The following is a 24,429-nucleotide window of genomic DNA, read 5'->3' as shown; positions in this document are numbered from 1 at the left end:
AAAATTTTTCGTTTATATAGTATTTTAAGATAATTATTCCCTAATTGAATCAAAATTAACCTATTTACCGCACAATTACGGTTTTTGGTATTGGAAATGGTCAGTTAAGCTAATAATATTACATATCAATCCACTAAACACCAATATGCAGTTTCAATTTGCACCCATAATTCAATCCAGCATTGATGCTGGTAAATATGAACAAGTATTTAGTAAGGTTGGTGTACCTCTAAGTATGGCTAGAGACCCTGTTACTGGTCGGTTTGTTGCTCATGCTATTGGTGCTAATGTCAACGACAGCCCATTAGCACCAATAGTATCTACTCCTAATTTCCTGAAATCTGGTGTGCAGATGTATCAAAATCAGCAAAATTTTACAGCCGTCATGGGTAGTTTACAAACAATCCAAAACAGCTTGGGAGTATTACAAGCAACAACCGCCCTCATCGGTGTAGGAACAGTTGCAGGTGTAGCATTAACAGCAGTCAACTTACATCAAACCCTGAAATTGAGGAAAGAAGTGGAGCAAATGCGGTTAGAGGTGAAAAATGGCTTCATTGACTTGAAACAAGCCTTAAAAGACCAAGGAGCAGAAATTAGACAACTAATTGAACAGGTAGCCCAAGATATCAAATTTGAACAACATCGCACGGTTTTAATTAGAGCCTATGGTTTATTTATGCAAGCTATAAACCGTTTGCGTTCTGCCATGCAATTACAAGATATTAGCCGCAGAAATGCAGAAATTGACGCTGTTAAAGGAATGTTATTTGAAGCGTTAGCAGATTATACTAATCCGTATTTATTAGAAGATACTTGTGCGCCTGGACAACTGCGCCGGTTAGAATGTTCTTGGGCTATTGAACAAGCTATTATTATCACTTATCAAGTCCAAAATGAAATTTCTGCTGTGATCGATCGCTTGCACCAATTACAAATTAAAATATGTGAAGATGCCCATACTGTAATTAATCAGTGTGAATCTCACGACGAACTTGATTTTCTCTTTCCTGAACTTAACCGCATTCATAATCATGATTTAGTAATCATCGAATCATGGCAAAATCATGTAGATTGGGTAAAATATCTACCTCCAGCAGAATTAAAACTTTTAAATAGTGCTGATTTTAATAATTCGGAAACTACCCAAACTATAACTAATTCAGAAATACCACCAGAACAAATCAGCTATGAAAATATAGCCGAAAAATCTCATTTTTATTCATTACGTGATCAATTATTATTTATGTTTGCGCCAGAATTACGCCAGGAGTATGAAAATTATGTGAGTCAACAAGCAGCAACTTCTGGATATAGAACATTAGTTACATCTAATTTACAACAAGCATCAGATTTAACCGTTGCTAATCTTTTTCACTATTTTAATATCAGAGATGAATCACAGGCAAAAGTAAATCATTAAGTATTCAGAATAGAGAATAATCTAAGTCAGAAGAATAAAGGCTTTTTGAGTCAAATTTAATGATTTTGATCAAATCTTGTTTCTCTCTATATCTTCATTTCCTCAGCATTCTGACTCCTGAATTTTTACGTAAATCAATAATCAACTTTTGATAATTTTGAAAAACAGTGATCAGTCAAACTAATCACTTTCTATATTACAAATTAATCTGAACTTTCTCCCCCAACTACCACATCTTTGATTCGCAAACTTGGGCCACCACAACCTACAGGTAAACCGTTTTGTCCACCTTTACCACAACCACCTGATTCATCCCAGTAAAAATCATCACCAATGCCTTCAATATCCGCAAGGGTTTGGAAAACGTTACCTGATAGGGTGACATCTTTCACGGGTTCGGCAATTTTGCCATTTCTGATCATCCAGGCTTCACCTGCGCTGAAGGTGAACATTTCCCCGTTTGTCATGCCACCTAACCAATTGCGGGCATATACTCCTTCTTTAATATCAGTAAATAAGTCGGCGACGGGGGTATTACCTCTTTCAATCCAGGTATTTGTCATTCGCACAATGGGCGAAAAGTGATAATCGAGACAACGGGCATTACCTGTGGGTGCTTCTTCTAATTTGCCGGCAGTTTCACGAGAATGCAAACGCCCAACCAAAACGCCATCTTTGATTAATTGCGTGGTTGTGGCAGGTGTGCCTTCATCATCGTAATAATAACTACCGCGATGACCTGCTGGGGCTGCACCATCAAAAATTTGCAGTTCTTCTGAACCAAAACGCCTTCCCAGGGTCATAACTTCCAGCAAATCAGGGTTTTCGTAGGCCATATCAGCTTCGGAAAGATGACCAAAAGCTTCATGGACAAATAAACCAGTGAGTATGGGGTCAATAACTACGGTATAAGTATTACCTTTGACTGGTGGTAAGGATAAGGCTGTAACTGCTCTTTCGGCGGCGCTTTTGACTTGGGCATCTAAATCTGTTAGATCTTGATAGGCTTTGCGAGAACCAATGGTTTCTCTACCAGTTTGTACGGTGTCGCCGTTTCTGGCTGTGGCTGCAAAGCGCATTTCCATATCTACCCAAGATTGCTCAATGAGAGTGCCTTCAGAAGTAGCAATAATTACTCTTTGGGCGCTGTCACCGTAACGGACAGAGGTGGTGGTGATGCGAGAATCAACGCTTTTGAGTAATTGGGTATAGCGATCGCACAATTGTTTTTTCTGCTTCAGGGAAATGCGACGCGGATCTATACCTGTCAGGGGTAATTCGCATATAGCTTGTATGGGATCAATGGGAGCTAATATGGTTTCTTCGTCTCCCACTATCCGAGCCGCTGCGATCGCTTCTTCTATCCGTTCTTTAATAGTAGCCAACTGGTTAAAACTACTCAACCCCCAGCCACCTTTATAACAGGCGCGAATATGTCCACCAATAGAAATGCCCTCGCTGAGGGTTTCCACCTTGTCACCACGCAACAAGATATCCGTTCCTTCTGCCTCTTCTAAGCGAATCATCAAATAATCCACACGGGAGGAGTAACAAGCAATTAGCTCAGATAGTAAATTTTGTACGTCAGCAAGTAAGTTAGGCATTCTTGTTAGTGATCATGACGAACTGTATTTATTTTGCAACTATTTAGGTCAATTTTGCTATCCATAACAGATAGGATTCCGGTTTAATTCTGTCAGGGCTTCTTGTGTACGGAATTGGTGCAAAACATACTATACATATTTGTGCCTTCTTTCCTGTTCCCTATTCCTCATAAATCAAATCAGATTGCTATATAACATTGAAAAATCATAATATTGGCATCTTGTCAAGTCTTCAAAATAAAATGACTGATGAAATGATATACTCATATCTTGCTCTATCAACTTATTGCAAAAACTCCAGTCCATAACCCTTAATTAATAGTATATAGGGTGGGCATTGCTAACCAACCTTCATTCAGAGATTATCAATAAAAATAAGCTATTAAGCACCTAAATTTAATACTCCTAAAATGGTTAAATCTTGTGGGGTGGGCATCTTGCCCGCCAGACTTATACAAATTAAATGCACAACAGCTTACCATCCCAACATGAACCTAAGTCAAAAAATATTTAAGATCAAAAATCACGAATTTTATATTTTTAACATAATTATTCCTTTGATTTTTATAATATTTACGCTCATAATCATGCCAATCGATCAGGTTTTTATGTTTGATTCAGATGAAGGAATTGCACTTATACAAGCGAACATATATGACCAAAATATAATTAATAATTCCCCTCAAATTTGGTCAGATCAACCACCTCTTTTCCCAATCATCATCTCTAAATCCCTGGACTTTTTTGGTGATCAAATAAGTAACGCAAGAATATTAATTTTATTATTTTCAACATTATTGATTTGGTCTTTTAGTCATATTTTACGCTTATCCGTAGGCAAATTGACCGCCATCATCACCATAATTTTATTAATTATTTCCATCAATTTTTTAAGATTAAGTGTCTCCGTTATGCAATGTATTCCCTGTTTAAGCTTGGGAATGCTATCTATTTATTTATTAATATTATATACAAAGAATGTACAAATATATTGGATTATCCTTTCAGGAATAATATTCGCTTTATCGTTACAGATAAAAATGATTATGATATTTCTGATTCCAGTAATGATCATTTACTTCTTGACAACTTCCTATAAAATATCATTAAATAACATCACTAATATTAACATTGTCAATATTTTAAAATCCCCTATTTCTATCTGGTTACTATCTATAAGTACAGCTTTTATCATCGTTAGTTTTATTACTCAATCCTTAAACATAGAAAAGATACTTTTTTTCCACATTTCCTCAAACCTAAAATATAGCTTTTCTAAGCATAACAGTTTCCAAGATGTAATTTATATCTACTTACAAAACTTTGACGCTTTACTCTTGAGTTTATTAGGATTAAAATACCAAAACCTAAAAATTAATTTACCTCTTGATAACAAAATTATTGATAATAAGCCTGAACAGCATATTTATAAAATCCCTCTATTTTGGTTAATCATTATCACCTTTGTTTTTCTTAATCATAAACCAATTTGGTATCACTATATAATTTTAGTTTCTGTACCTTTAACATGGTTAGGTGCTTATGGCATTAGAGGAATTTTGGTGAAATTTAGTCAAAATAATCATACTAATAAAATTTTCAACCTCAAACAAATTCAAATTTCTAAATTTGCTGTGTTTACTATCTTTTTGACCCTATTAGTAATTCCTATTAAATTAGGTGTAATTCAATGGGAAAACTATAATTTTGTCCAAAAATCTCAACTTAAATTTGCAAACTTAGAAAGAATTATCACCTATAAAAACCAAAGTAAATGGTTATTTACCGATGTCGGAATGTATGGCTTTTACAGTCAAATTAATATTCCTCCAGAACTAACTGTTATCTCTATGAAAAGATTAAATTCTGGAACTATTAACTCAGAATTTTTATTCAAGGTTTTAGAAAAATATCAACCAGAACAAATTTTGATTAATAGATTTTTCAGTATTTTTGATTTAATTAAACCTTACGTAGACAAAAATTATCAAGAAATTTATGTAGACGAATCCACAAAACATTATCTTCGGAATAATATTCAAAAGCTAAATCAAAATAAGTAAAGCAGTTTTTATAAACTCTCCTAATCTATTCAAACACATATTTCTCAGCTACTTTCCAATAACGTGAAAACCGCTTCAAATCAATAAAGTCATCATAATTAAAAAATGGTTCTATTGCCAATACTTCTAACTTCAAATATTTTTCTTCAATTTGATTACAAATCTCCCCAAATCGTGGACTAGGACTATCAACAGTGACAACTAAATTAGCATCATGTTCTTGAGCAAAATTTAAAATCTCTTGTCCCACGTTCCCACGACGAATTTCTACGGGTAACTCTAGTAAACATTCATAAATAAAAGTCAGGCGTTTGAGGCTCAGTTGCCATTCTGCTATTAAAGCATCATCCCAAACCCAAATAGCTGGAGCATTAGGATATTTTGGAAATACCGGATTTTGGGGATTGAGGCAGTCTCCATGTATCCAAATAACTGGTTTGTTCATATTGAATGTCTCGATAGGTGTGTTAATTGCCGTAAATTCGATTAATATTTATTTTATCAAACGTTGATCAAACGTCTCTCATTCACCTGTAACAACCCAAACGTTAAACTTCATGACCACAAAACGGATTTTAATCACTGGTGCAAGTGGCTGTGTCGGTCACTATATAAGTGAGGCCTTAATTCAAAATACCAATCACGAATTATACTTACTGGTAAGAAACCCAAATAAACTGCAAGTTGATACAGCTGCACGTCCTGGTATCACCGTTTTGCAGGGCGATATGCAAGAAATTAGTAAGTACTCTAACTTACTCAAAACCATTGATACCGCAGTACTAACAGCTACCTCATGGGGTGGAGAAGGAATATTTGATATTAACGTCTTGAAAACATTAGAGTTAATTAACCTGCTAAATCCAGAAAGATGTCAACAGGTAATATATTTTTCAACTGCAAGCGTTTTAGGTTATGACAACCAACCCATGAAACAAGCTGGAGAAATCGGTACAGATTATATCCGGTCTAAATACGATTGTTTACACAAAATAGAAAAATTAGCTCTTGCACCCAAAATAACCACCGTTTTTCCCACCCTAGTTTTAGGTGGTGATGACAACAAACCTTACTCTCACCTGACAACAGGCATTCCCGAAGTTACCAAATATATTAATATAATTCGTTTCTTACAAGCAGATGGCAGTTTTCACTTTATTCATGGACGCGATATTGCTACTGTTGTTCAATATTTAATTGATTATCCACCCGAAAAAGGGGAACCACGTCGATTTGTTTTGGGTCAATCAGCGTTAACTGTTAACCAAGCAGTTAAAGAAGTCTGCGGTTATTTAGGCAAAAAAATTTACTTTCGTATTCCTCTATCTTTATCATTAGCTAATTTGATTATTGTTTTGTTTCGTATTCAAATGGCTGCATGGGATAGGTTTTGCATGAAATATAGACATTTTACCTATGCTAACACCATTAATCCCGCTAGTTTTGACTTACCAAATTACTGTGCAACTATGAGTGATGTGTTGAAAATTAGCGGTATTAACAGACCGTATTCAGAGGGGACACGGAAATCCTCATAATTACAGCAGTTCTCATATATTTAGACCACACTCTTGATTCCTCTCTGCGCCTCTGCGTGAGAAAAAAATTTAGTTCATTTACCCGAAAATCGCCTGCAAATACAAAGCATCCTGAATAACTTTCTGTAAATTCATGGTCAAAGTCTGTTAGAATTGAATGCTGCGGCATTTGCTCTAAGTCTTGGCGCTAGTTGCCCATGCAGCCTTTCAACCCATCCGTCCGCCTAAGACTGACGCTGATATTAGCGACAGGCCGATGTTATTTACGGAGTTTTATGTCTTTTTCTAATCTCGGCTTGTCCAATGAAATTATTCGTGCAGTCACTGAGAGGGGCTACACTAAACCCACACCAATTCAAATGCAGGCGATTCCTGCTGTATTGTCGGGTGGCGATTTACTAGCTGGCGCTCAAACTGGTACTGGAAAGACCGCGAGTTTTACGCTGCCACTTTTGCATAAGTTGTCATCAGACCAGAATGTTAAAAGCAGTGCTATTGGATGGCTACCAATCCGGGCGTTGATTCTCACCCCTACACGGGAACTCGCTGCACAGGTAGAGGAAAGCGTGCATGATTATGGCAAGTACCTGAAGCTGAAATCAACGGTGGTATTCGGTGGAGTAAGTATAAATCCTCAAAAACGGCAGTTGAAGAGTGGTGTAGATATTCTGGTTGCTACTCCTGGAAGACTGCTAGACCATCTGCAACAGGGGACGGTGAACCTGTCGCGCATTGAGATTTTGGTGTTGGATGAAGCTGATCGAATGCTGGATATGGGCTTTATTCGTGATATTCGGCGTATTCTGTCGATATTGCCAAAACAGCGCCAAAATTTGCTATTCTTTGCTACCTTTTCCGATAAAATCAAGGAATTAGCTTCAGGGTTATTGAATCGCCCGACGATGATTGAGGTGGCACGCCGCAACGTTACTGCTGATACGATCGCACAAAGAGCTTACCAGGTAGACCGTGATAAAAAGCGTCAATTACTAGCTCACCTGATTCGACAAGATAATTGGTATCAAGTTCTAGTGTTTACTCGCACTAAATACGGTGCAGATCGTCTGGTAAGGCAATTGAATGACGATCGCATTCAAGCACTGGCAATTCACGGTAATAAGAGTCAGGGGGCGCGTACCCACGCTTTAGCAAAATTCAAAAATGGTAGTTTACAGGTACTCGTAGCCACGGATATTGCCGCTAGAGGTTTAGATATTAGCGAATTACCCCATGTGGTCAATTTCGATTTGCCCAATGTCCCAGAGGATTATGTCCATCGCATTGGTCGTACAGGCCGCGCTGGTGCCAAAGGTGAAGCTGTTTCTCTAGTGTGTGTTGATGAGTTCCATTTGTTGGCAGATATCGAAAAACTGATTAAGCAGCCGTTGTCATTAGAAGTAGTTGCTGGTTTTGGAGTCAACCCCGATATTAAGCCTGAACCAATTCAAAATGGACGCAAACCAAAACCCCAGCCTGGACGTGATCAAGAGACGGCTGATTCTACAGGTAAACGTAAATCGGCACCACGGAGATCGGGTAAACGTAAAGCCGCACCACCAGCAACAGATGGTAAAAAGTATGGTGGTAGTTCATCTGCATCACGCCGGACTAAAAAAAGCGATCGCTAAAATAATTCGTGATTTTGTCTAAGGGAACACCGAAAAATAAATTATTCAATCTTGTGGGATGGGCATCCTGCCCGTCCTTGATAATTTGCGGTCAAGATGCCCGCACCACAAGAAACTTTAAGAAACTTTTGGGTATTTTTTTTAATTGGAAGTTCCTAAAACCCTTTTTCTCCCTGCCCCCAGCACCCTGCCTGATACCAACGATAATTTTTAACGCCAACCTACTTAGGGTTTGCTGATAGCGTAGCGTGGCGTAAGCCATATAAATCAAAAACCTAGATATAGCAGCAGTTTCAGGCTGAAAAAGTTGGAGAAGGTGCAAGTAATAAGCAATAAAATCATCAAAACCCGTCCATTTACCCAAATTCGAGACTATTCTGATTTCCTTCTAATTCTTCCTCCTGACTCCTGACTACTAGCCCTAACGAAAAGACTTTTATGCCTAACGGCACGCTACGCGGTAAGCGAAGCTATGCCCGCAGGGCTTTACAGCAAACCCTACTTACCCTTGTAGAATTATCAGCCTACAACGGTAATGGTCAAATTCCATTCAAAGTAGCCAAAGATATCGGGATACCCAGAGTCAGCATTGCGGGTGTAGAGAGCAAACTGTACTCTGTAGTTTTCGGTTCCCCTACTGATAACGCTGGCTTGGTAAAACCAGAATTCCTCATCCACGATTCTGCTTGGTAACATACTCTTTAAGGACTGGGGTACAACGGTTGACATGGTGAAATTCTGGTAATTAAAAAGGCTAAAAACCTGATTACCACTAAACTTCGGCAAGCCGTAGACTAAAACAGCATCCTTAAAATTGTCGGAGCCGGAAGTAGCAAAAACGCGGAAGATATCGCCAACGAAGGCAGTGACATTAAGATCATCAGTTCCCTGACCAGAGTTAATTACTGTCCCTGTTGCGATCGTGTAACCGTAGTTGTGGCCAATTCCAGTGGGTCTATTCTGATCTTTACTAGGGTTGGGATAGAACTTCTTGACAGCATCCGTGTCGATCGTAATAAGAACGTTGATGGTTTTGCCCATGATACATCTTCATAATTTTTTGTGATTGCCTCTAGTGATGGACTGAAATAAACGGTAATCTGAGCGTCCCACTGGTAGAGGCCAGTGAAATTAGGTTCCCCGTTTTCATCGCGGACATAGAGCGCTAGTATCAGGCTGTAGCACCCGGTTCCTTCGCAGGAAACTTTGCATTCGTGCTGCCAGAACTCCCGCAGGACACTCCGGGCAGGTAATACGCTTTTGGATGAAGCAGGAACAATCTGCATCCGCTTAGTTTTCACAGTCTTGAAGTCTTGCAGAACATTGTCACCCTGGGAATAGCGGATGTCCTGGATCACGACAGACTGCTCGAATAACTTCGAGCCGGATGTGGCAAAGAAGCGGACAGTGTCGTTTACACAGGCAACCAGAGTGATATTACCGCTATCCTGATTTTTAACCGCCGCGGCAGAGGTAACAATCATGTACTCATGATCACATGCGATAGTTGTAGGAGTCAAGATATCCTCCTAATAGTTTTCAGCTAATTGCTTATTTGAAATATATCTAGCTTTTTAATTTAAAAATTCAGCTAAATTCAGTACTATAAAACGTAAGAATTAAGGCTTCGCCGTGAGCCTTAGTCGAACAGAGTCAGTAGTCAGGAGACGCTACGCAGTTTTGCGGTTCAGATTGTTTATGAAATGAAGAATAGAGAGAAGTGAGATTTTATCAAAATCATCAAAGTTAACGAAAATAGCCTTTATGCTCCTGACTTGGAGTATTCTCTATTCTGAATACTTACTATAAAACTTTAGTTAAATTCCAATAGTGTTAGGTTAGACTGCAATCCTTAAATGAACCGTATTGAGCTAAATTCAGGTTATTTAGAGACTTCCAATTAAAAAAATATCCTAATATTTCTTGTGGTGCGGGCATCTTGCCCGCTAATAATACAAGGACGGGCAAGATGCCCATCCCACAAGATTGGATCATCTTTTTTGTGTAGTTCTCTTATGATAATGCGCTTTGTTCGCGGATGTAGATTAGACAAATTCTATCCAAGTCACGTTTCTACGGTATTTATTTGGTATTAGCCTTTAATGATTTTGTCAATCTTTGTTTGAGACGATTTTTGCCATCTTCTAATTTTTGATTTAATTCCTTACTTTCTTCTTTTGCCGATGACTTAGAGTATTCATTTTGGTTTAAATAATTAGCTAAAAGTTTAATTGTTGGGTACTTAAACAAGTCAACTACTGATAAAGAATTTGAATCTTTTGTCCAAGATTTTTTTAGCAGAGAGTAAACCTTGGTAATTGTTAAAGAATTACCACCAATATCAAAGAAGTTATGATTTACGCCTACTTTTTCTAAACCTAAAACTTCTTCCCAAATTTTTGCAACCATCTGTTGAACATCATTTTGAGGTTCTACATAAGTAACTTTAAATTCTTGGAGTGAACTTTCTTGAGTCAGAAGCGCCAAACGATCTACTTTCCCATTCGCAGAAAGTGGTAAATGATCGAGAAATATAAAAGCTGATGGCAACATATACTCCGGTAGCTTTTCTCTAAGGAAATTGTGCAAATCCTCAATTGGAGGGTTCTGGTTTGCGCTGAGAATATAAGCTACCAAACGCTCTTTACTATTATCTTTACCTGTGGCAGTAATCACAGCAGTGCGTACTGCTGGATGTTGCATTAACGCTGCTTCAATTTCTCCAGCTTCAATGCGGTATCCACGAATCTTAATTTGAAAATCTGCTCGTCCACAAAATTCAATATTTCCGTCAGGTAAATAGCGACCTAAATCTCCTGTACGGTAAATGCATTCGCCTGTGCGAGGATGAGTAATAAAATTAGCACTGGTCTTTTCTTCATTGCGCCAATAGCCTTGCGCTAACTGTACCCCAGCACAGTATATTTCTCCAGTCACCCAAACCGGACAATCTTCTAAAGCTGTATTCAAAATATAATATTGGCAATTAGCCATAGGTTTGCCATAAGGAATACTCTGCCAATTTGGATTAACTTCTGCAATCAAATAGCCAATATTCCAAATAGTTGTTTCTGTAGGGCCGCCAATACTTAATATTTCTATTCCTTTCACTGAACTTTTGAGACAACGAGGTAAGGCAAGGGGTAGCCAATCTCCACCCAAAATCGCCAAACGCAAACTAGCAGGTAGGGATATAGATTCACTATCGGCGTATTCTACCAACATCTCCATCATGGCAGGAACAGAATTCCACAGTGTTACCTGTTGTTCCACTAGCAACTTAGCCCAGTGTGCAGGATCTTTCACCGCTTCAGCATCAGGGATGATAATTTTGCCACCGGCGGCCAATAAACCAAAGATGTCATACACAGACAAATCATGGTTAAGGGCTGTCAGCGCCAGGATACTATCTTGAGAACCAATATTAAAGCGTTGGTTTGTATAGACGACGACATTAACGACGTTGCGATGAGTAATCATCACTCCTTTTGGTAAACCTGTAGAACCTGATGTATAAATCACATATGCTAAATCATCTGGTGTTTGTACTGTTTGCAGTGGCTGTTTACTTTCGGTTGCTAATTCATCTGCATCTATACATAAACATTGCATTTGTGATGGCAATTCTAATTTTTTCTGCAACCAAGATTGAGTGAGAATAATTTGTACTTCACTGTTTTCGAGAAGATAATTTTGGCGTTCCTGGGGTAATTGGGGATCAATAGGAACATAAGCCCCACCAGCGGCTAAAATACCCAAAACTGCGACAATTTGCTCCCATCCCTTTTCCATGAATACGGCAACTAATTGATTAGGAGTAACTCCTAGTTGGCGTAGTCGATGACCAAGTTGATTGGATAGTTGATATAACTCTTGATAAGTTAGGGTACGCTGGGTGGAAATAACTGCGGGTTCTGTTCCTCGCTGCTGTGCTTGAGTTGCAAATAAAGTGTGTAGGAGTTCTTCAGAAATTGGTGCAGCGGTAGAATTGATTGCTTCTCGGTATGCTAATTGACCCGGAGGAATTAATTGTCGAGAAGTAACTAGCCAAGCTGACTCGGAGGTAGCTAACAGTTTGAGGAAGTTTCTATAAGCCTCAAACATATCTGCAATTAGTCCTTCAGGAAAAAGTTCTTCTACCACGTCCCAGTTAAATGTTAGTTCTTCCTTTTCTTCCCAAACTTGTACATCCATCCAAGCTTGAGAAGCTTGACTGATACCATAAACTAATTCGCCAAAATGGCTAAAGGTCATGGTTTTTTGTCCTAAGGAACTGAAACCCAAGGTGCTGGTAAAGACAACTGGCATGGCGCTGGGGCCTGTGCCTTTTCTCCGCGCTAATTCCCGGACTACGCGCACTCCACTGATGTAGCGGTGTTCTAAATCTTGCCAGAGTTGTTGTTGGATGCGGCGCGATCGCACGGTAAATGGTTCAGGGGTGGAATTGTCTACTGCTAAGAGGATGACAGATGTGAAGTCTCCGAGGATATCGTTGACTTGGGGATGGAGTGGTAAACGGTTAAATTGGGCTAGATTGATGGTAAATTGGGGATTATTACTCCAAACTGTCAAAATTTCGGCAAAAGCAGCTAATAAGACTCCAGAAGGCGTTAAACCGACTTGTGCGGCTTTCTGTTTTAATTGCTGCCATTCCGGTTGGGGGAGGGATGCTTGATAGCGCCGACAGCGATGTTGTTTGAGTGCTTTGGGATTTTTGGCTAGGGGTAAGTCTGGGGCTGGGGGGAAATTATCTAGACGGCTGAACCAATAATCTTGCGATCGCTTGTATAATTCTGTTTGTTGTAGCGATCGCTCTGCCAAAACATAATCTCGGAAGGATAAATCCAGCGATGGTAATACGGCATCAGGATTTTGATACAGTGCAAACCACTCATCAAATAACCGAAACAAACTCCAAGCATCAAATACTTGCAAATCATAGCTGACGTGTAGCCGCACACGTTTTTGATCCAATTTGGTAGCACGAAATTCAAATAAAGGCCATTGGTCAGCAGGGAGAACTTGATGAGATAAGCGATCGCGAATTTTTTCTAATTCTAATTTGATACTTTCTTCATCTTTTTCTCTTAAGTCTAAAACCTCCATTTCGTAAGCTGGTACTTGTTCTAGAATCTGCTGCTGACCATCTGCTAATACTACAGACCGCAGCATATCATGACGGGAAATTAATTTTTGCAATCCCCAATTTAATCTTTCTAGGTTTAAATCATGACCTTCAATTTCATAATAACCATGATTAGAAACACTGCCTAAATCTAATACATTACTACGACCCACCCAGAATGCGTGCTGCATATCAGTGAGGGGAAAAGGTTCATAACGTAGCTCTAGTTTTGGCACAACAACAGGTAAAGCTTTATCGTTAGCATCTTGACTATTTTGATGCAGCAATCTCAGCAAATCTGCTTTATGCTCAGTTAGTAAATCTCGCAATTCTGGTGTAATTATTCCCTTGGGGGCATCAATTAAAAGTGCATCTTCGTTGGCAGATAGTTTTACACCTTTGTGAGCAAGATTATTTAACAGTAAATGTAGATTCATATTTTTAACCAAATAATAGATTATACGAAATTGATATGAAGTTGCATGGAATCAGATATCAATAATAATTGACCGCAGATAAACACAGATAAAGATGGATAATTCGGCGTTGCTGAATGAAAGTATGATTTTATCTCGCAGAGGCGCAGAGGCACAGAGAGTAAGAGTTTGAGAGATGAAAGCCTCACATAAAATTGGTATTAGACTATAAACTCAATATTTCTCTTTCTTCTGTGGTGATTGCTTCTTTGGTAATTAATTTTGATAAAGCTAATTGATTGAGCAGTTCTGTGGACAATGTATTTATATTTTGTTCACCTAAAAATTGATTTAAGGACACCTGTAACTGTAAATCAGATTCAATTTTTTTCTTCAATATAATTGCCATTAAAGAGTCAAGCAATACAGTAAAATATTGATTGACATCTAAATTTTTCACAGGAATTTGTAACAAACTACTTAGATTCTCTAAAAGATAACTCTCCAGCATTTGCTGTTGTGAGTCAGTTGCAGCAGCGAGAATTTTTTCTCGATAAAAGCTGTTGATTGGTGTTGATAAATTACTAATTTTTGCTGGTTTAACTATCTCATTCTCCCAAGTCACGCTGATGGGATCAGCCGGGACTTGACCCAAGGCTACATCACCCCAACGCATTACGGTTGCTGCCGCAGTTGCTGCCGCACCTTTTGTATAAACAAGAACTAAATCATTTTCACGAATCTTACCTGTGTGGACAGCATGATACAAATTGGCGATGGGAAGCACAGGGCCAATATTTGCATATCGGGGGTAGAGATTAATGGTGCGCTCTGGGTTGATACCTAAAGCTCTAGTACAAACACTGGCATACCAAGCAGTAGGAGTATTGAAGGCAAAAAAATCAATTTGGTCAAGGGTGATACCAGCCGCAGCCACAGCCGCATCACAGCATTGCCGGACAAAATCTACAGCTGTTTCGGCGAGGGTATTGGCGTTTGTTCCAGTGCGGGTACGTATCTGCGGTTGTTTTTGAGCATCAGTTACTAGTTCATGTACGTAAGCGCCACAAGTTTCAGCAGTATGAACTATTTTGCTACCGAGAATTCCTTGATGAGGTTTCAGCAAACCAACGACAAAAGCGCCAGCACCATCACCCATTGACCAAGAGAGGGTATCTTCTTCATCAACAGTGTTAGATCCGATTTGGGAAACAACTACTAAGATATTGTGGTATGCACCTACTTGCACCAGTGCATGAGCATTTTCTAAAGCCACTAAAGCGCTAGAACAGGTAGATTCTAAATTCCAAGCCGGACATTGTAATTCTAGTTGATGAGCGAGGTAAGAGGCATGACCAGGGCCAATATGTTCGCTGAAGAGTGAAGCTACAATTAACAGATCAATTTCATTATGGGAGAGTTTAGCAGATGCGATCGCATCTCTTGCGGCATGACACTCCAACTTTAATGATGACTCGCCCTCACCAAGCACTCGGCGCTCAACGTTCCCCCGAAATGCATCAGATAAATAAGGTGCTACTTCTTGTGACCAAATATCAATCCCGTTATTGTCCGAGGTAGATTCTATAGCAGGAGAAACTCTTGTTTTTCTGAGCTTTTCTTTAGCGAACAAATTGGGGTATTTATTACGCCAATAATCATTTGTACGGATGATACTAGGAAAGCTAACTGCAAGTGAGCGAATACCTACTGGACAATTGTTCATGACAGAATTATTTCTAAATAGTAACAAGTTGAAAAAGTAGGGTGTATTACGCAGCAGACCAACGCACATTCAATTTTTGATGATGCCGTAATCAATAGTGATAATATACCCTAAAATCGTCAATAAATATCTGAGTTTTTAAGCCTCCAAAACTAAATTATTTAACATCGTATTCATCTTATTAACTGACTCGATATATTCTTTCTCTGGAATTGATTCGGCAACAATTCCCGCACCAGCATTCAAATGAATTTTATTACCGTATTGGTAAACCGAGCGAATAGCAATCGCAATATCTGCCGCCCCATTACTATCTACCCAACCAATACCACCAGCATAAATTCCTCTCGGTTCATCTTCTAGATTGTTAATCCATTCTAAGGCTTGTTTTTTATCAATTCCAGAGACAGTAATTCCAGGGAATAAAACTTTCAAAGCATCCCACAAAGTATTTTTTGGTAGGAGTTGACCACCAACTCGTGAGGATAGATGTTGTACACAACGGTACTTTTTGACTTCCATGAAATCAAAAACTCGCACCGTTTCTGGTAAACAAAGTGAAGTAATCTCATTTTGTGCTAACCAGGCAGAAAGAGAATGTTCTTTCACCTCTTTTGCATCTGTAAACAGTTCACCACTTAATCTTATATCTTCTTCTGAGTCTGCACCACGGGGTCGAGTTGCTGCTAGTGGATTTGTAACTACAAAACCATTTTCATTCACTTGCATGAGAATCTCAGGACTGAAACCAACAGCACGGATATCTTCTAAATTCAGACAGTAGGAACGTGCCGAATTGTTGGCTTTAGAACCGACCACATAAGTTCCCAAGATATCTAAATTACCAGTTACTTTCACGGAACGGGAAATAATAGCTTTTTGCAAATCACCATTTTGAATTGCTGTAATTAAAGTATCAACACGGTTTTTGTAATTTTCGTTATCGCTAAAGTCAATCACTAAAGAAGTTAAGTCATAATCTGGTAAAAAAGTCTCAACAAATAATAGTTCTTCAATCTGGTCTAATGACTTAGTGGTCTTAATATGAACTCCTGTTTCTGTAAAGCGTAATTCAGTCTCAGGAATCAAAAAATAAAGTAGTTCTTGAGAAATTGCTTTAGAATATGCCGAATAAAAACGAGCTATATCAAATGCAATATAACCATAAGCCGTCCAATTTTTAATATTCAAAGACTTGAGCAAAGTCTCTACTTGTTTCAAAGGATCGCTGACTGGTTCAGAATGAAACTTTCCTAAACCATTAATTACTACAGAGTCTTGGCTTACTGAAACCCTAACAAGTTCATTACCAGCAATCCGAACTTCATTATTACCCTCATACATCACATAGTTAGCAAAAATCCCAGCTTCTAGCAGATTCCTTAAAACCAGAATAGGCTCTCTTTGTCCTGGTATAAATGTTTCATGATACTTTATTTCAGTCTTTAGTTCAGCTACCATTAACTTGATCCTTTTTGGAAATGAAGATTTATTTCACGCAGAGGCGCAGAGGCACAGAGAGATGTGAGAGAGTTTGGTCTAGGTATATTAAAATTTAGAAATGCGATTGATCGAGTCTTGAAAGACCAATTATCTGCACCAATAACCCCTAACCCAAGCTTATTAAATTATGTACAAGATTTTGTTGTTTAAGTAATAAATGACGGTGAATTTTGCCAGTTGCCGTACGGGGTAAACATTCTACAAAGCGAACTATTTTTGGAGCCTTGAAGTGAGGTAATTGCTGTTTAGCAAATCTCCGAATACTATTTTCTAATTCAGGTGATGCCTCCTGTCCCGACTGGAGGCTAACATAAGCCACAATCTGAGTTAACTGTTCACCACCTTCAGATTCTGGGACTACGGCTACTTCTAAAATCTGGGGATGTTGATGCAAAATATCCTCAATTTCTATAGGTGATATCCACTGACCATTGACTTTAAATAGGTCGTCAGATCGCCCGATGAATCGGAAATAATTATCCGCATCACGCACATATTTATCCCCAGTTCGCATCGTATTTCCATAAATAGCTTTGCGCGTTTGCGATAGCCGATTCCAATAACCCAACATCAGGCTTTCTCCACTTACCTGTAAGTTACCAATCGTGCCTGGAGGACAAGGAATACCATCATCGTCAACAATTTCAACATCGTAACCAGGGACTGGACGACCTGAAGTTCCTGTTTTACACTCTCCTATACGATTGGAGAGAAATATGTGTAAAAACTCTGTGGTACCAATACCTTCACAAATTTCGTGATTATAAGTTTTCAGCCACTGTTGCCAAATACTTTTAGGTAGTTGTTCAGCAGCGGATACACATAAACGTAAAGAAGAAACATCTAAAGGTGAGATTTCGTCAACAGCGAGAATAGCTGCATAAATACTGGGTATTCCAAACAGTACCGTCGGTCGATATCGCTGGATGTCGGTAATAATTTCAAAAGCATTGTTACCATTCGATAGTACAGCTGCTGCACCAACTGCCATTGGCATATATAAGGTGTTACCCAAGCCATAGGCAAAGGACATATTCGCAACGGAATAGGTGATGTCATCTGGATGCAGACCTAGAGTGTTTTTAGCGTACTGTTCTGCACAAACCACCATACTTTGATGGAGATGAATTACACCTTTAGGTCGTCCTGTACTACCAGAAGTGTAAAGCCAAAAAGCTGGTTCATCCCGCGATGTTTTCGCCCAATCTAGTAATTCATCTTGCTGTTCTAGTTGGGATAAAAATGAATTTTGCCCATTCCCATTTATGGATAGAATACTACGCAAATACGGTGACTGGATAGGAGCTAATTTTTGTTGCCATTCTTCGGTTGTGAGTAAGACTTTAGCACGGCAGTCTTGCAAAATATACTGAATGTCATCAGCATTGTAAGCAGTATTAATGGGGATAGGCACAGCACCTAACCAAATAGCACCCCAAAAGGCAAAGACAAATTCTGGTGTATCTGGGACAAGAATTGCGATGCGGTTTTCTGATTCTAAACCAAGATGAGAAAGTAATTTAGCGGTGCGTCGGACGAAACTACGCACTTGAGTGTAAGTATAAGTCTGATCTTGATAGTAAAATGCTGTTTTCTCGCTGCGTTCCTGGGCTAAATTGCCTTCTATAAAGTAAGCTGCAACGTTAAATAATGGAGGCAAAAGTTCCGAAATACTGTCCATCCAACTTTCCTTTTAGGCTAAATATTAGGTTTTGTTAGCGATCGCCGCCTCGACTACATTGCAGACTTGAGCCAATGTCATATTTTGCCAAGCTTCTAGTTTGATGTTGACCCCTAGTTTTCGTTTTAGTCCCAAAGCAATTTCTACTGTCTCTACGGAATCAATCTGTAAATCTTTGCTTAAAAAGGTGTCTTCACACAGCGATTCTTCGGGAATACCTAAATCAGTCAGTATTGTTTTCAAGGTATTCATCACGTTTAAGGTATCCATGAAGCAAAAAACTCCCCAGCTTATGACTCGAAGTCAAGCGCAGATTTCTGGCTGTATTTAATTAGACCTTTTGCAAAAGACTCCCTGGACGATGCCTGGGGTGTTTGCTAGTAGCTGGCGCTTACAACAAACAATTTGATTCGAGCTAATTAATGCAACTAATTTTCAATTATGTCTGTAGATACTCTAATGGTAATTAATTGCATTTGCAATCAATATTACATAGAAAATAATTATTGAAAAATATTTTATACATTAATATAGATTATAACTTGGTTTATCTATGTCTTAAGATAGATGCCAAATACCGAAAAATAAAAAACCCTCGTTTTTACAGGAATTGCAACTCTTTTTTCCAGATGATTTAGGTAAAACTACTTTGCTGAAGAGGCTGAAAGAATTGCATAGACGGCATTTTGCATGAGAATATACCAGAACACCAATTTTTTTGTACCTATATTTTCTGAGTTTAGGCTTGCCAAAATTGTTCACCTGTATTAATCTAATGAAAGTTACTTGCAATAAGTAGCTTTTTCATGTAAATCTAGGTTTCAGGAAGATCACTAAAATTGAGACTCTAATAAAAATAACTTTCAATAGATTCTCAAGTATCTATCCATCAACACCGAGCTTGCTTCCCGCAGAGTGGGATAACCGCTCTCATGCTCAGAAATAAATGTCTAGTAGTCTGTCAAATACAGTTTGATGGATCAAGAGAAATGAACCGCAAAGGACGCGAAGAGCGCGAAGGAAAGAGGAAAGAAGGAAGAAGGAAGATTTATTTCCTGAAAGTCCCTAAAAATGGATTAATCAAGGGATTTCATGATTATCAGGACTTACATAAAATTGCTATAAGAAGGAAATTTGATCTGATAGATTGAGTTTCCACTATAAAAATCTTTCCACAACTAACTTTTATGAATTTCCAGCACAATGGTTTAGAGATTGCAATTATTGGTATGTCTGGGCGGTTTCCTGGCTGCAATAATATTGATGAATTTTGGGAAAACCTGAAAGCAGGAGTTGAGTTAACTTCAGTTTTTACAAATACAAAATTAGCTAAAACAGACACAGAACAAAAAATTAAAGCTGGTGGGATTCTGAGTGATGTGGAATTATTTGATGCTGCTTTTTTTGGTTTCAATCCTAGAGAAGCGGAAGCAATAGATCCTCAACATCGTTTATTTTTAGAATGTGCTTGGGAAGCTTTAGAAAATGCTGGCTATAACTCGCAATTAGAAACTAGACCCATAGGAGTTTATGCTGGTGTGGGTATGGGGACTTACTTGCTTTATAACTTAAGTCCCAACCAAGGTTGGATAGAATCAAAAGGCTTTTTACAGACTTTAGTTGGTGTTGATAAAGATTATCTTGCTAGTCGTGTTTCTTATAAATTAAATCTTACAGGGCCAAGTGTCAGTATAGGAACAGCTTGCTCTAGTTCATTGGTGGCAATTCATTTGGCTTGTCAAAGTTTGTTGAGTGGCGAATGTGATATGGCTTTAGGGGCTGGTGTTGCCGTCAAAGTGCCACAAAACGAATTAACTTTATCGCCAGATGAAATTGTGGCTGCTGATGGACATTGTAAAGCCTTTGATTCTAGGGCAAATGGTACTGTAGGGGGGAATGGGATTGGGGTTGTAGTTTTAAAAAGATTAGAGGATGCGATCGCAGATCGAGATCGTATTTACGCAGTCATCAAAGGTTCTGCCATTAATAACGATGGTGCCGGCAAGGTTGGTTATACAGCACCTAGTCAAGAGGGTCAAACCAGAGTTATTCGTACAGCCCAAATGATGGCTGAAGTTGAGCCAGAAACCATTACCTATATTGAAGCTCACGGGACTGGCACAGCTTTAGGCGACCCCATTGAAATTGCGGCGATGACACAAGCTTTTCGCGCTACCACTGACGAAAAAAACTATTGTGCTATTGGTTCAGTGAAAACCAATGTCGGTCATTTAGATGCCGCTGCGGGAATCGTCGGTTTAATCAAGACAGTTTTAGCCCTTGACCACAAACTTATACCACCCAGCATTAACTTCGAGAGTCCCAATCCGCAAATTGATTTTGACAATAGCCCGTTTTACGTCAACACAAAACTTTTAGAGTGGAAAACTAACGATAGTCCTCGTCGTGCTGGGGTTAGTTCCTTTGGCTTTGGTGGGACAAATGCCCATATCATCTTAGAAGAAGCGCCTCCTTTAGAAATCTCTAGTTCTGCTCGTCAACAACATTTATTGGTACTGTCTGCTAAAACTAGTTCTGCTTTGGCAACAGCCACCAAAAATTTAGCTGCATATTTAAAACAGCATCCAGATTTGAACTTAGCCGATGTTGCTTATACCTTGCAAATTGGTCGTCAAAACTTCAATTATCGACGGATGGTGGTGGGAGAGAATCTTGAGGATGTAGTTAAAAAACTGGACTTTGTTGACCAAGAACTTTTGACATCTAGCAATCGCTCTGTAGTATTCATGTTCACAGGACAAGGATCGCAGTATGTCAACATGGGCAAAGAACTCTATGAGCAGGAGACTATATTTAGGGAAGAATGCGATCGCTGTTTTGACTATCTCCAACATCATCTCCACATTGATTTACACTCCTATTTATACCCAACTGAAACAGATATTCAAACAGCAACCCAGCAATTACAGCAAACAGCAATTACTCAACCAGCCTTATTTGTCATTGAATACGCCCTAGCTAAATTGTGGATATCTTGGGGAGTGTCTCCTGTAGCCATGATTGGTCATAGCATAGGGGAATATGTAGCAGCTTGTATCGCTGGTGTTTTCTCCTTAGAAGATGCTTTATCACTGGTAGTAACTCGTGGGAAAATGATGCAGCAACTACCGGCAGGAGCGATGCTTTCCATCAGCTTACCTGCTCAAAAAGTGCAATCATTTTTAGGTGACAACCTCTCTTTAGCAGCCAGCAACGCACCATTATTGAGTGTCGTATCTGGATCAATAGCAGATATAACCGAACTAGAACAACAACTCACAGCAAAAAGCATAGAATATCGGCGGCTACATACTTCTCACGCCTTCCATTCCTCAATGATGGCAGCGGTAGTTGAGCCTTTTACCTTAGCAGTTAAAAAAATCAAACTTCATCCCCCACAAATCCCCTTTATTTCCAATCTGACTGGGACTTGGATGACACCAGAAGCAGCCACAGATCCCAATTATTGGGCGCGACACCTACGCCAGGGTGTACGATTTGCGGAAGGAATTGCTCAATTGCTGCAAAATGCAGAATCAATTTTTCTAGAAATTGGCCCAGGACGGACATTAACTACCTTAACTAAACAACAAGCATCTGCAAGAGTCATACTTTCTTCCCTGCGTCATCCCCAAGAAAAACAGTCTGATGTGGGATTTTTGCTCAATACTTTAGGCAAATTGTGGTTAACAGGAGTACAAATAAATTGGGCTGGTTTTTATCAGCATGAAAAACGCCATCGCCTACCATTACCAGCTTACCCCTTTGAGCGTCAGCGTTATTGGATTGATCCACCACAACAAGGCAATCATCACAGCCAAAGACTAAAACTAGATAATTGGTTTTACCTCCCTTCTTGGCAACGTTCAATTATACCTACACAAAATTTAGCAACAGCAAATGTTTCTTGGCTAGTTTTTGTAGATAATACTGGCTTTGGTGATGCTTTTTGTCAACGCTTAAAAACTCACTACCAACACAAAGTTATTCAAGTTAAAATTGGCAATTGCTTCTCTCAGATCAATGAGCAAGTCTATACAATCAATCCGCAAATTAGAGAGGACTATGAGAAATTATTCCAGAAAATATCTCAATTAGGAAAAGTACCCCTGATTGCTCACCTATGGAGTCTTAATCCCCATGAATCTTTTGAGAAATCTCAAGAATTAGGTTTATACAGCTTACTCAATTTATCTTATGTAATTGCTAAACAAAAGATAACTGAATCTTTGAAAATTGGCGTTATATCTAGTGATATCCAAATAGTTATAGGTGATGAAAATATTCACCCAGAAAAAGCTACAGTTTTAGGTGGCTGCAAAGTTATTCCGCAAGAACAGCCAAATATAACTTGTCGTAGCATTGATATTGTCATTAGCAAATTAGGTGAAAATGAACTTATAGATAAACTCATAGTAGAAATTGTTGCAGATACTAGCGAAGATGTGATCGCTTATAGAAATAACTATCGTTGGGTACAAACCTTTGCAGCAATACCTTTAGAAAAGACAGCAACAACAAAACAACTGCGACAAAAAGGAGTTTATCTAATTGTTGGTGGACTTGGTGGTTTAGGCTTAGGAATTGCCGAATATTTAGCCAAGACAGCACAAGCCAAACTAGCTTTAATTGGGCGTTCAACCTTACCAGAAAAATCAGCATGGGAAAATTGGCTAATGACCCATGATGAGCAAGATATTTCTAGTCAAAAGATTCGTAAACTACAAGAAATAGAAAAACTTGGCGCAGAAGTATTAGTTTTGAGTGCTGATGTTGCTGATGAAGTCCAAATGCGATCAGCAGTAACTCAAATAAACGCAAAATTTGGTGCAATTCATGGAGTAATTCATGCAGCTGGAGTACGTGGTGGAGGTTTAGCTCAACTCAAAACATCGGCAATGATAAAAGCCGTCTTTGCGCCGAAAGTTCAAGGAACATTAGTACTTGATACTATCTTCAAAGATGTGCCATTAGACTTCTTAGTTTTTTGGTCTTCTATAGCAGCTTTCACTGGTGGATATGGAAATGTAGATTATGTTGCTGCACATACATTTCTTGATAGATTTGCTCAATGCTCATCACTTCCAACCATAACTATTAACTGGAATGCTTGGCAAGAAGCGGGAATGGCAATTCAACTGCAAGAGAAATATAAATTACAACAATCTCATCTAGAAATACTCAAAAATGGTATTACCTTAGAAGAAGGAATAGAAGCATTTAACCGCATTTTGGTAAGTGGATTATCTCAAGTTATTGTTACTCCCCAAAATATGCAAGAGACAATGACTCAATATGCCAATATGGGAGTTATTTTTGCAGACAAACTAGCAGATAAAACTACGGTCAAAGCTAATTATCCTCGTCCTCATCTTAGTAACTCTTATGTTTTACCTCGTAATCAAATAGAGCAAACTATTGCTGATATTTGGCAAGAAGTTATAGGTATTGAAAAGGTAGGAATTTATGATAACTTTTTTGATTTGGGTGGTGACTCATTAATTGGTGTTCGAGTTATTAACAGCATCCAAGAAGAGTTTCATATTCAACTATCCACAGTCAGTATTTTTGAAGCTCCGACAGTGAGTCAACTAGCTCAATTATTAAATCCAGAAGAAAAAGAACAATTTGCACTGCAACAAAGACGTTCTCGTGGTGAAATGCGTAGACAGAAAATGCAAATACAAAAATAAATTGACATTAAAAATCTGAGGCTTTATTT

Annotated in this window: 14 protein-coding genes; 5 read left to right on the top strand and 9 right to left on the bottom strand. The window is 38.7% G+C overall.

Features of this window, described 5'->3' with window-relative positions:
- The first annotated feature begins 145 nt into the window (after positions 1-145).
- Positions 146-1,423: a hypothetical protein gene (locus ACOWPH_RS21395; protein WP_015217401.1), complete on the top strand. Its 1,278-nt coding sequence runs from the start codon at positions 146-148 to the stop codon at positions 1,421-1,423.
- A gap of 203 nt (positions 1,424-1,626) precedes the next feature.
- On the opposite strand, the gene ACOWPH_RS21390 is transcribed toward ACOWPH_RS21395, so the two are convergent.
- Positions 1,627-3,027, bottom strand: a complete 1,401-nt coding sequence (locus tag ACOWPH_RS21390; RefSeq protein ID WP_015217400.1) for a TldD/PmbA family protein — start codon at positions 3,025-3,027, stop codon at positions 1,627-1,629.
- Between the two features lie 587 nt (positions 3,028-3,614).
- Between ACOWPH_RS21390 and ACOWPH_RS21385 the strand changes: the two genes are divergently transcribed.
- Positions 3,615-5,090: a glycosyltransferase family 39 protein gene (locus ACOWPH_RS21385; protein ID WP_171815818.1), complete on the top strand. Its 1,476-nt coding sequence runs from the start codon at positions 3,615-3,617 to the stop codon at positions 5,088-5,090.
- A gap of 25 nt (positions 5,091-5,115) precedes the next feature.
- On the opposite strand, the gene ACOWPH_RS21380 is transcribed toward ACOWPH_RS21385, so the two are convergent.
- Entirely contained in the window at positions 5,116-5,535 is a 420-nt protein-coding gene (locus ACOWPH_RS21380) for a hypothetical protein (RefSeq protein WP_015217398.1), read from the bottom strand.
- A gap of 112 nt (positions 5,536-5,647) precedes the next feature.
- Here ACOWPH_RS21380 and ACOWPH_RS21375 point away from each other — a divergent pair, with 112 nt between their 5' ends.
- Positions 5,648-6,628: an NAD-dependent epimerase/dehydratase family protein gene (locus ACOWPH_RS21375; RefSeq protein ID WP_015217397.1), complete on the top strand. Its 981-nt coding sequence runs from the start codon at positions 5,648-5,650 to the stop codon at positions 6,626-6,628.
- 275 nt (positions 6,629-6,903) lie between these two features.
- Positions 6,904-8,256 carry a DEAD/DEAH box helicase gene (locus tag ACOWPH_RS21370; protein ID WP_015217396.1) on the top strand — a complete coding sequence of 451 codons (1,353 nt, stop codon included), beginning with the start codon at positions 6,904-6,906 and terminating at the stop codon, positions 8,254-8,256.
- A 519-nt stretch (positions 8,257-8,775) separates the two neighbouring features.
- Here ACOWPH_RS21370 and ACOWPH_RS21365 read toward each other — a convergent pair.
- The 7 genes from ACOWPH_RS21365 to ACOWPH_RS21335 all read right to left on the bottom strand — a co-directional run bounded on the left by ACOWPH_RS21365 (position 8,776) and on the right by ACOWPH_RS21335 (position 18,977).
- Positions 8,776-9,267 (bottom strand): inclusion body family protein, encoded by a 492-nt coding sequence (locus ACOWPH_RS21365; protein WP_350341311.1) that lies wholly within the window; start codon positions 9,265-9,267, stop codon positions 8,776-8,778.
- Positions 9,159-9,776, bottom strand: a complete 618-nt coding sequence (locus ACOWPH_RS21360; RefSeq protein ID WP_015217395.1) for an AidA/PixA family protein — start codon at positions 9,774-9,776, stop codon at positions 9,159-9,161. The genes ACOWPH_RS21365 and ACOWPH_RS21360 overlap by 109 nt, the downstream gene beginning before the upstream one ends.
- A gap of 562 nt (positions 9,777-10,338) precedes the next feature.
- Positions 10,339-13,818 carry a non-ribosomal peptide synthetase gene (locus ACOWPH_RS21355; protein ID WP_015217394.1) on the bottom strand — a complete coding sequence of 1,160 codons (3,480 nt, stop codon included), beginning with the start codon at positions 13,816-13,818 and terminating at the stop codon, positions 10,339-10,341.
- A 205-nt stretch (positions 13,819-14,023) separates the two neighbouring features.
- The gene (locus ACOWPH_RS21350; protein WP_015217393.1) at positions 14,024-15,523 is read right to left on the bottom strand and encodes a 3-oxoacyl-[acyl-carrier-protein] synthase III C-terminal domain-containing protein; all 1,500 of its coding nucleotides are present in this window, start codon (positions 15,521-15,523) and stop codon (positions 14,024-14,026) included.
- Positions 15,524-15,661: 138 nt separating this feature from the next.
- On the bottom strand, positions 15,662-16,984 hold the full coding sequence (locus ACOWPH_RS21345; RefSeq protein WP_015217392.1) for a salicylate synthase: 1,323 nt from the start codon (positions 16,982-16,984) through the stop codon (positions 15,662-15,664).
- Between the two features lie 148 nt (positions 16,985-17,132).
- Positions 17,133-18,707 carry a benzoate-CoA ligase family protein gene (locus ACOWPH_RS21340; protein ID WP_015217391.1) on the bottom strand — a complete coding sequence of 525 codons (1,575 nt, stop codon included), beginning with the start codon at positions 18,705-18,707 and terminating at the stop codon, positions 17,133-17,135.
- Positions 18,708-18,731: 24 nt separating this feature from the next.
- Positions 18,732-18,977: an acyl carrier protein gene (locus ACOWPH_RS21335; RefSeq protein WP_015217390.1), complete on the bottom strand. Its 246-nt coding sequence runs from the start codon at positions 18,975-18,977 to the stop codon at positions 18,732-18,734.
- Between the two features lie 917 nt (positions 18,978-19,894).
- On the opposite strand from ACOWPH_RS21335, the gene ACOWPH_RS21330 reads away from it, so the two are divergent.
- Positions 19,895-24,400 carry a type I polyketide synthase gene (locus ACOWPH_RS21330; protein WP_015217388.1) on the top strand — a complete coding sequence of 1,502 codons (4,506 nt, stop codon included), beginning with the start codon at positions 19,895-19,897 and terminating at the stop codon, positions 24,398-24,400.
- The last annotated feature ends 29 nt before the right edge of the window (positions 24,401-24,429 follow it).

The organism is Anabaena sp. PCC 7938, from assembly GCF_049315035.1.
Classification (GTDB): domain Bacteria; phylum Cyanobacteriota; class Cyanobacteriia; order Cyanobacteriales; family Nostocaceae; genus Anabaena; species Anabaena cylindrica.
Note: the sequence above shows the minus strand (reverse complement) of the source record. Positions and strands in the feature narration are given on the sequence as shown.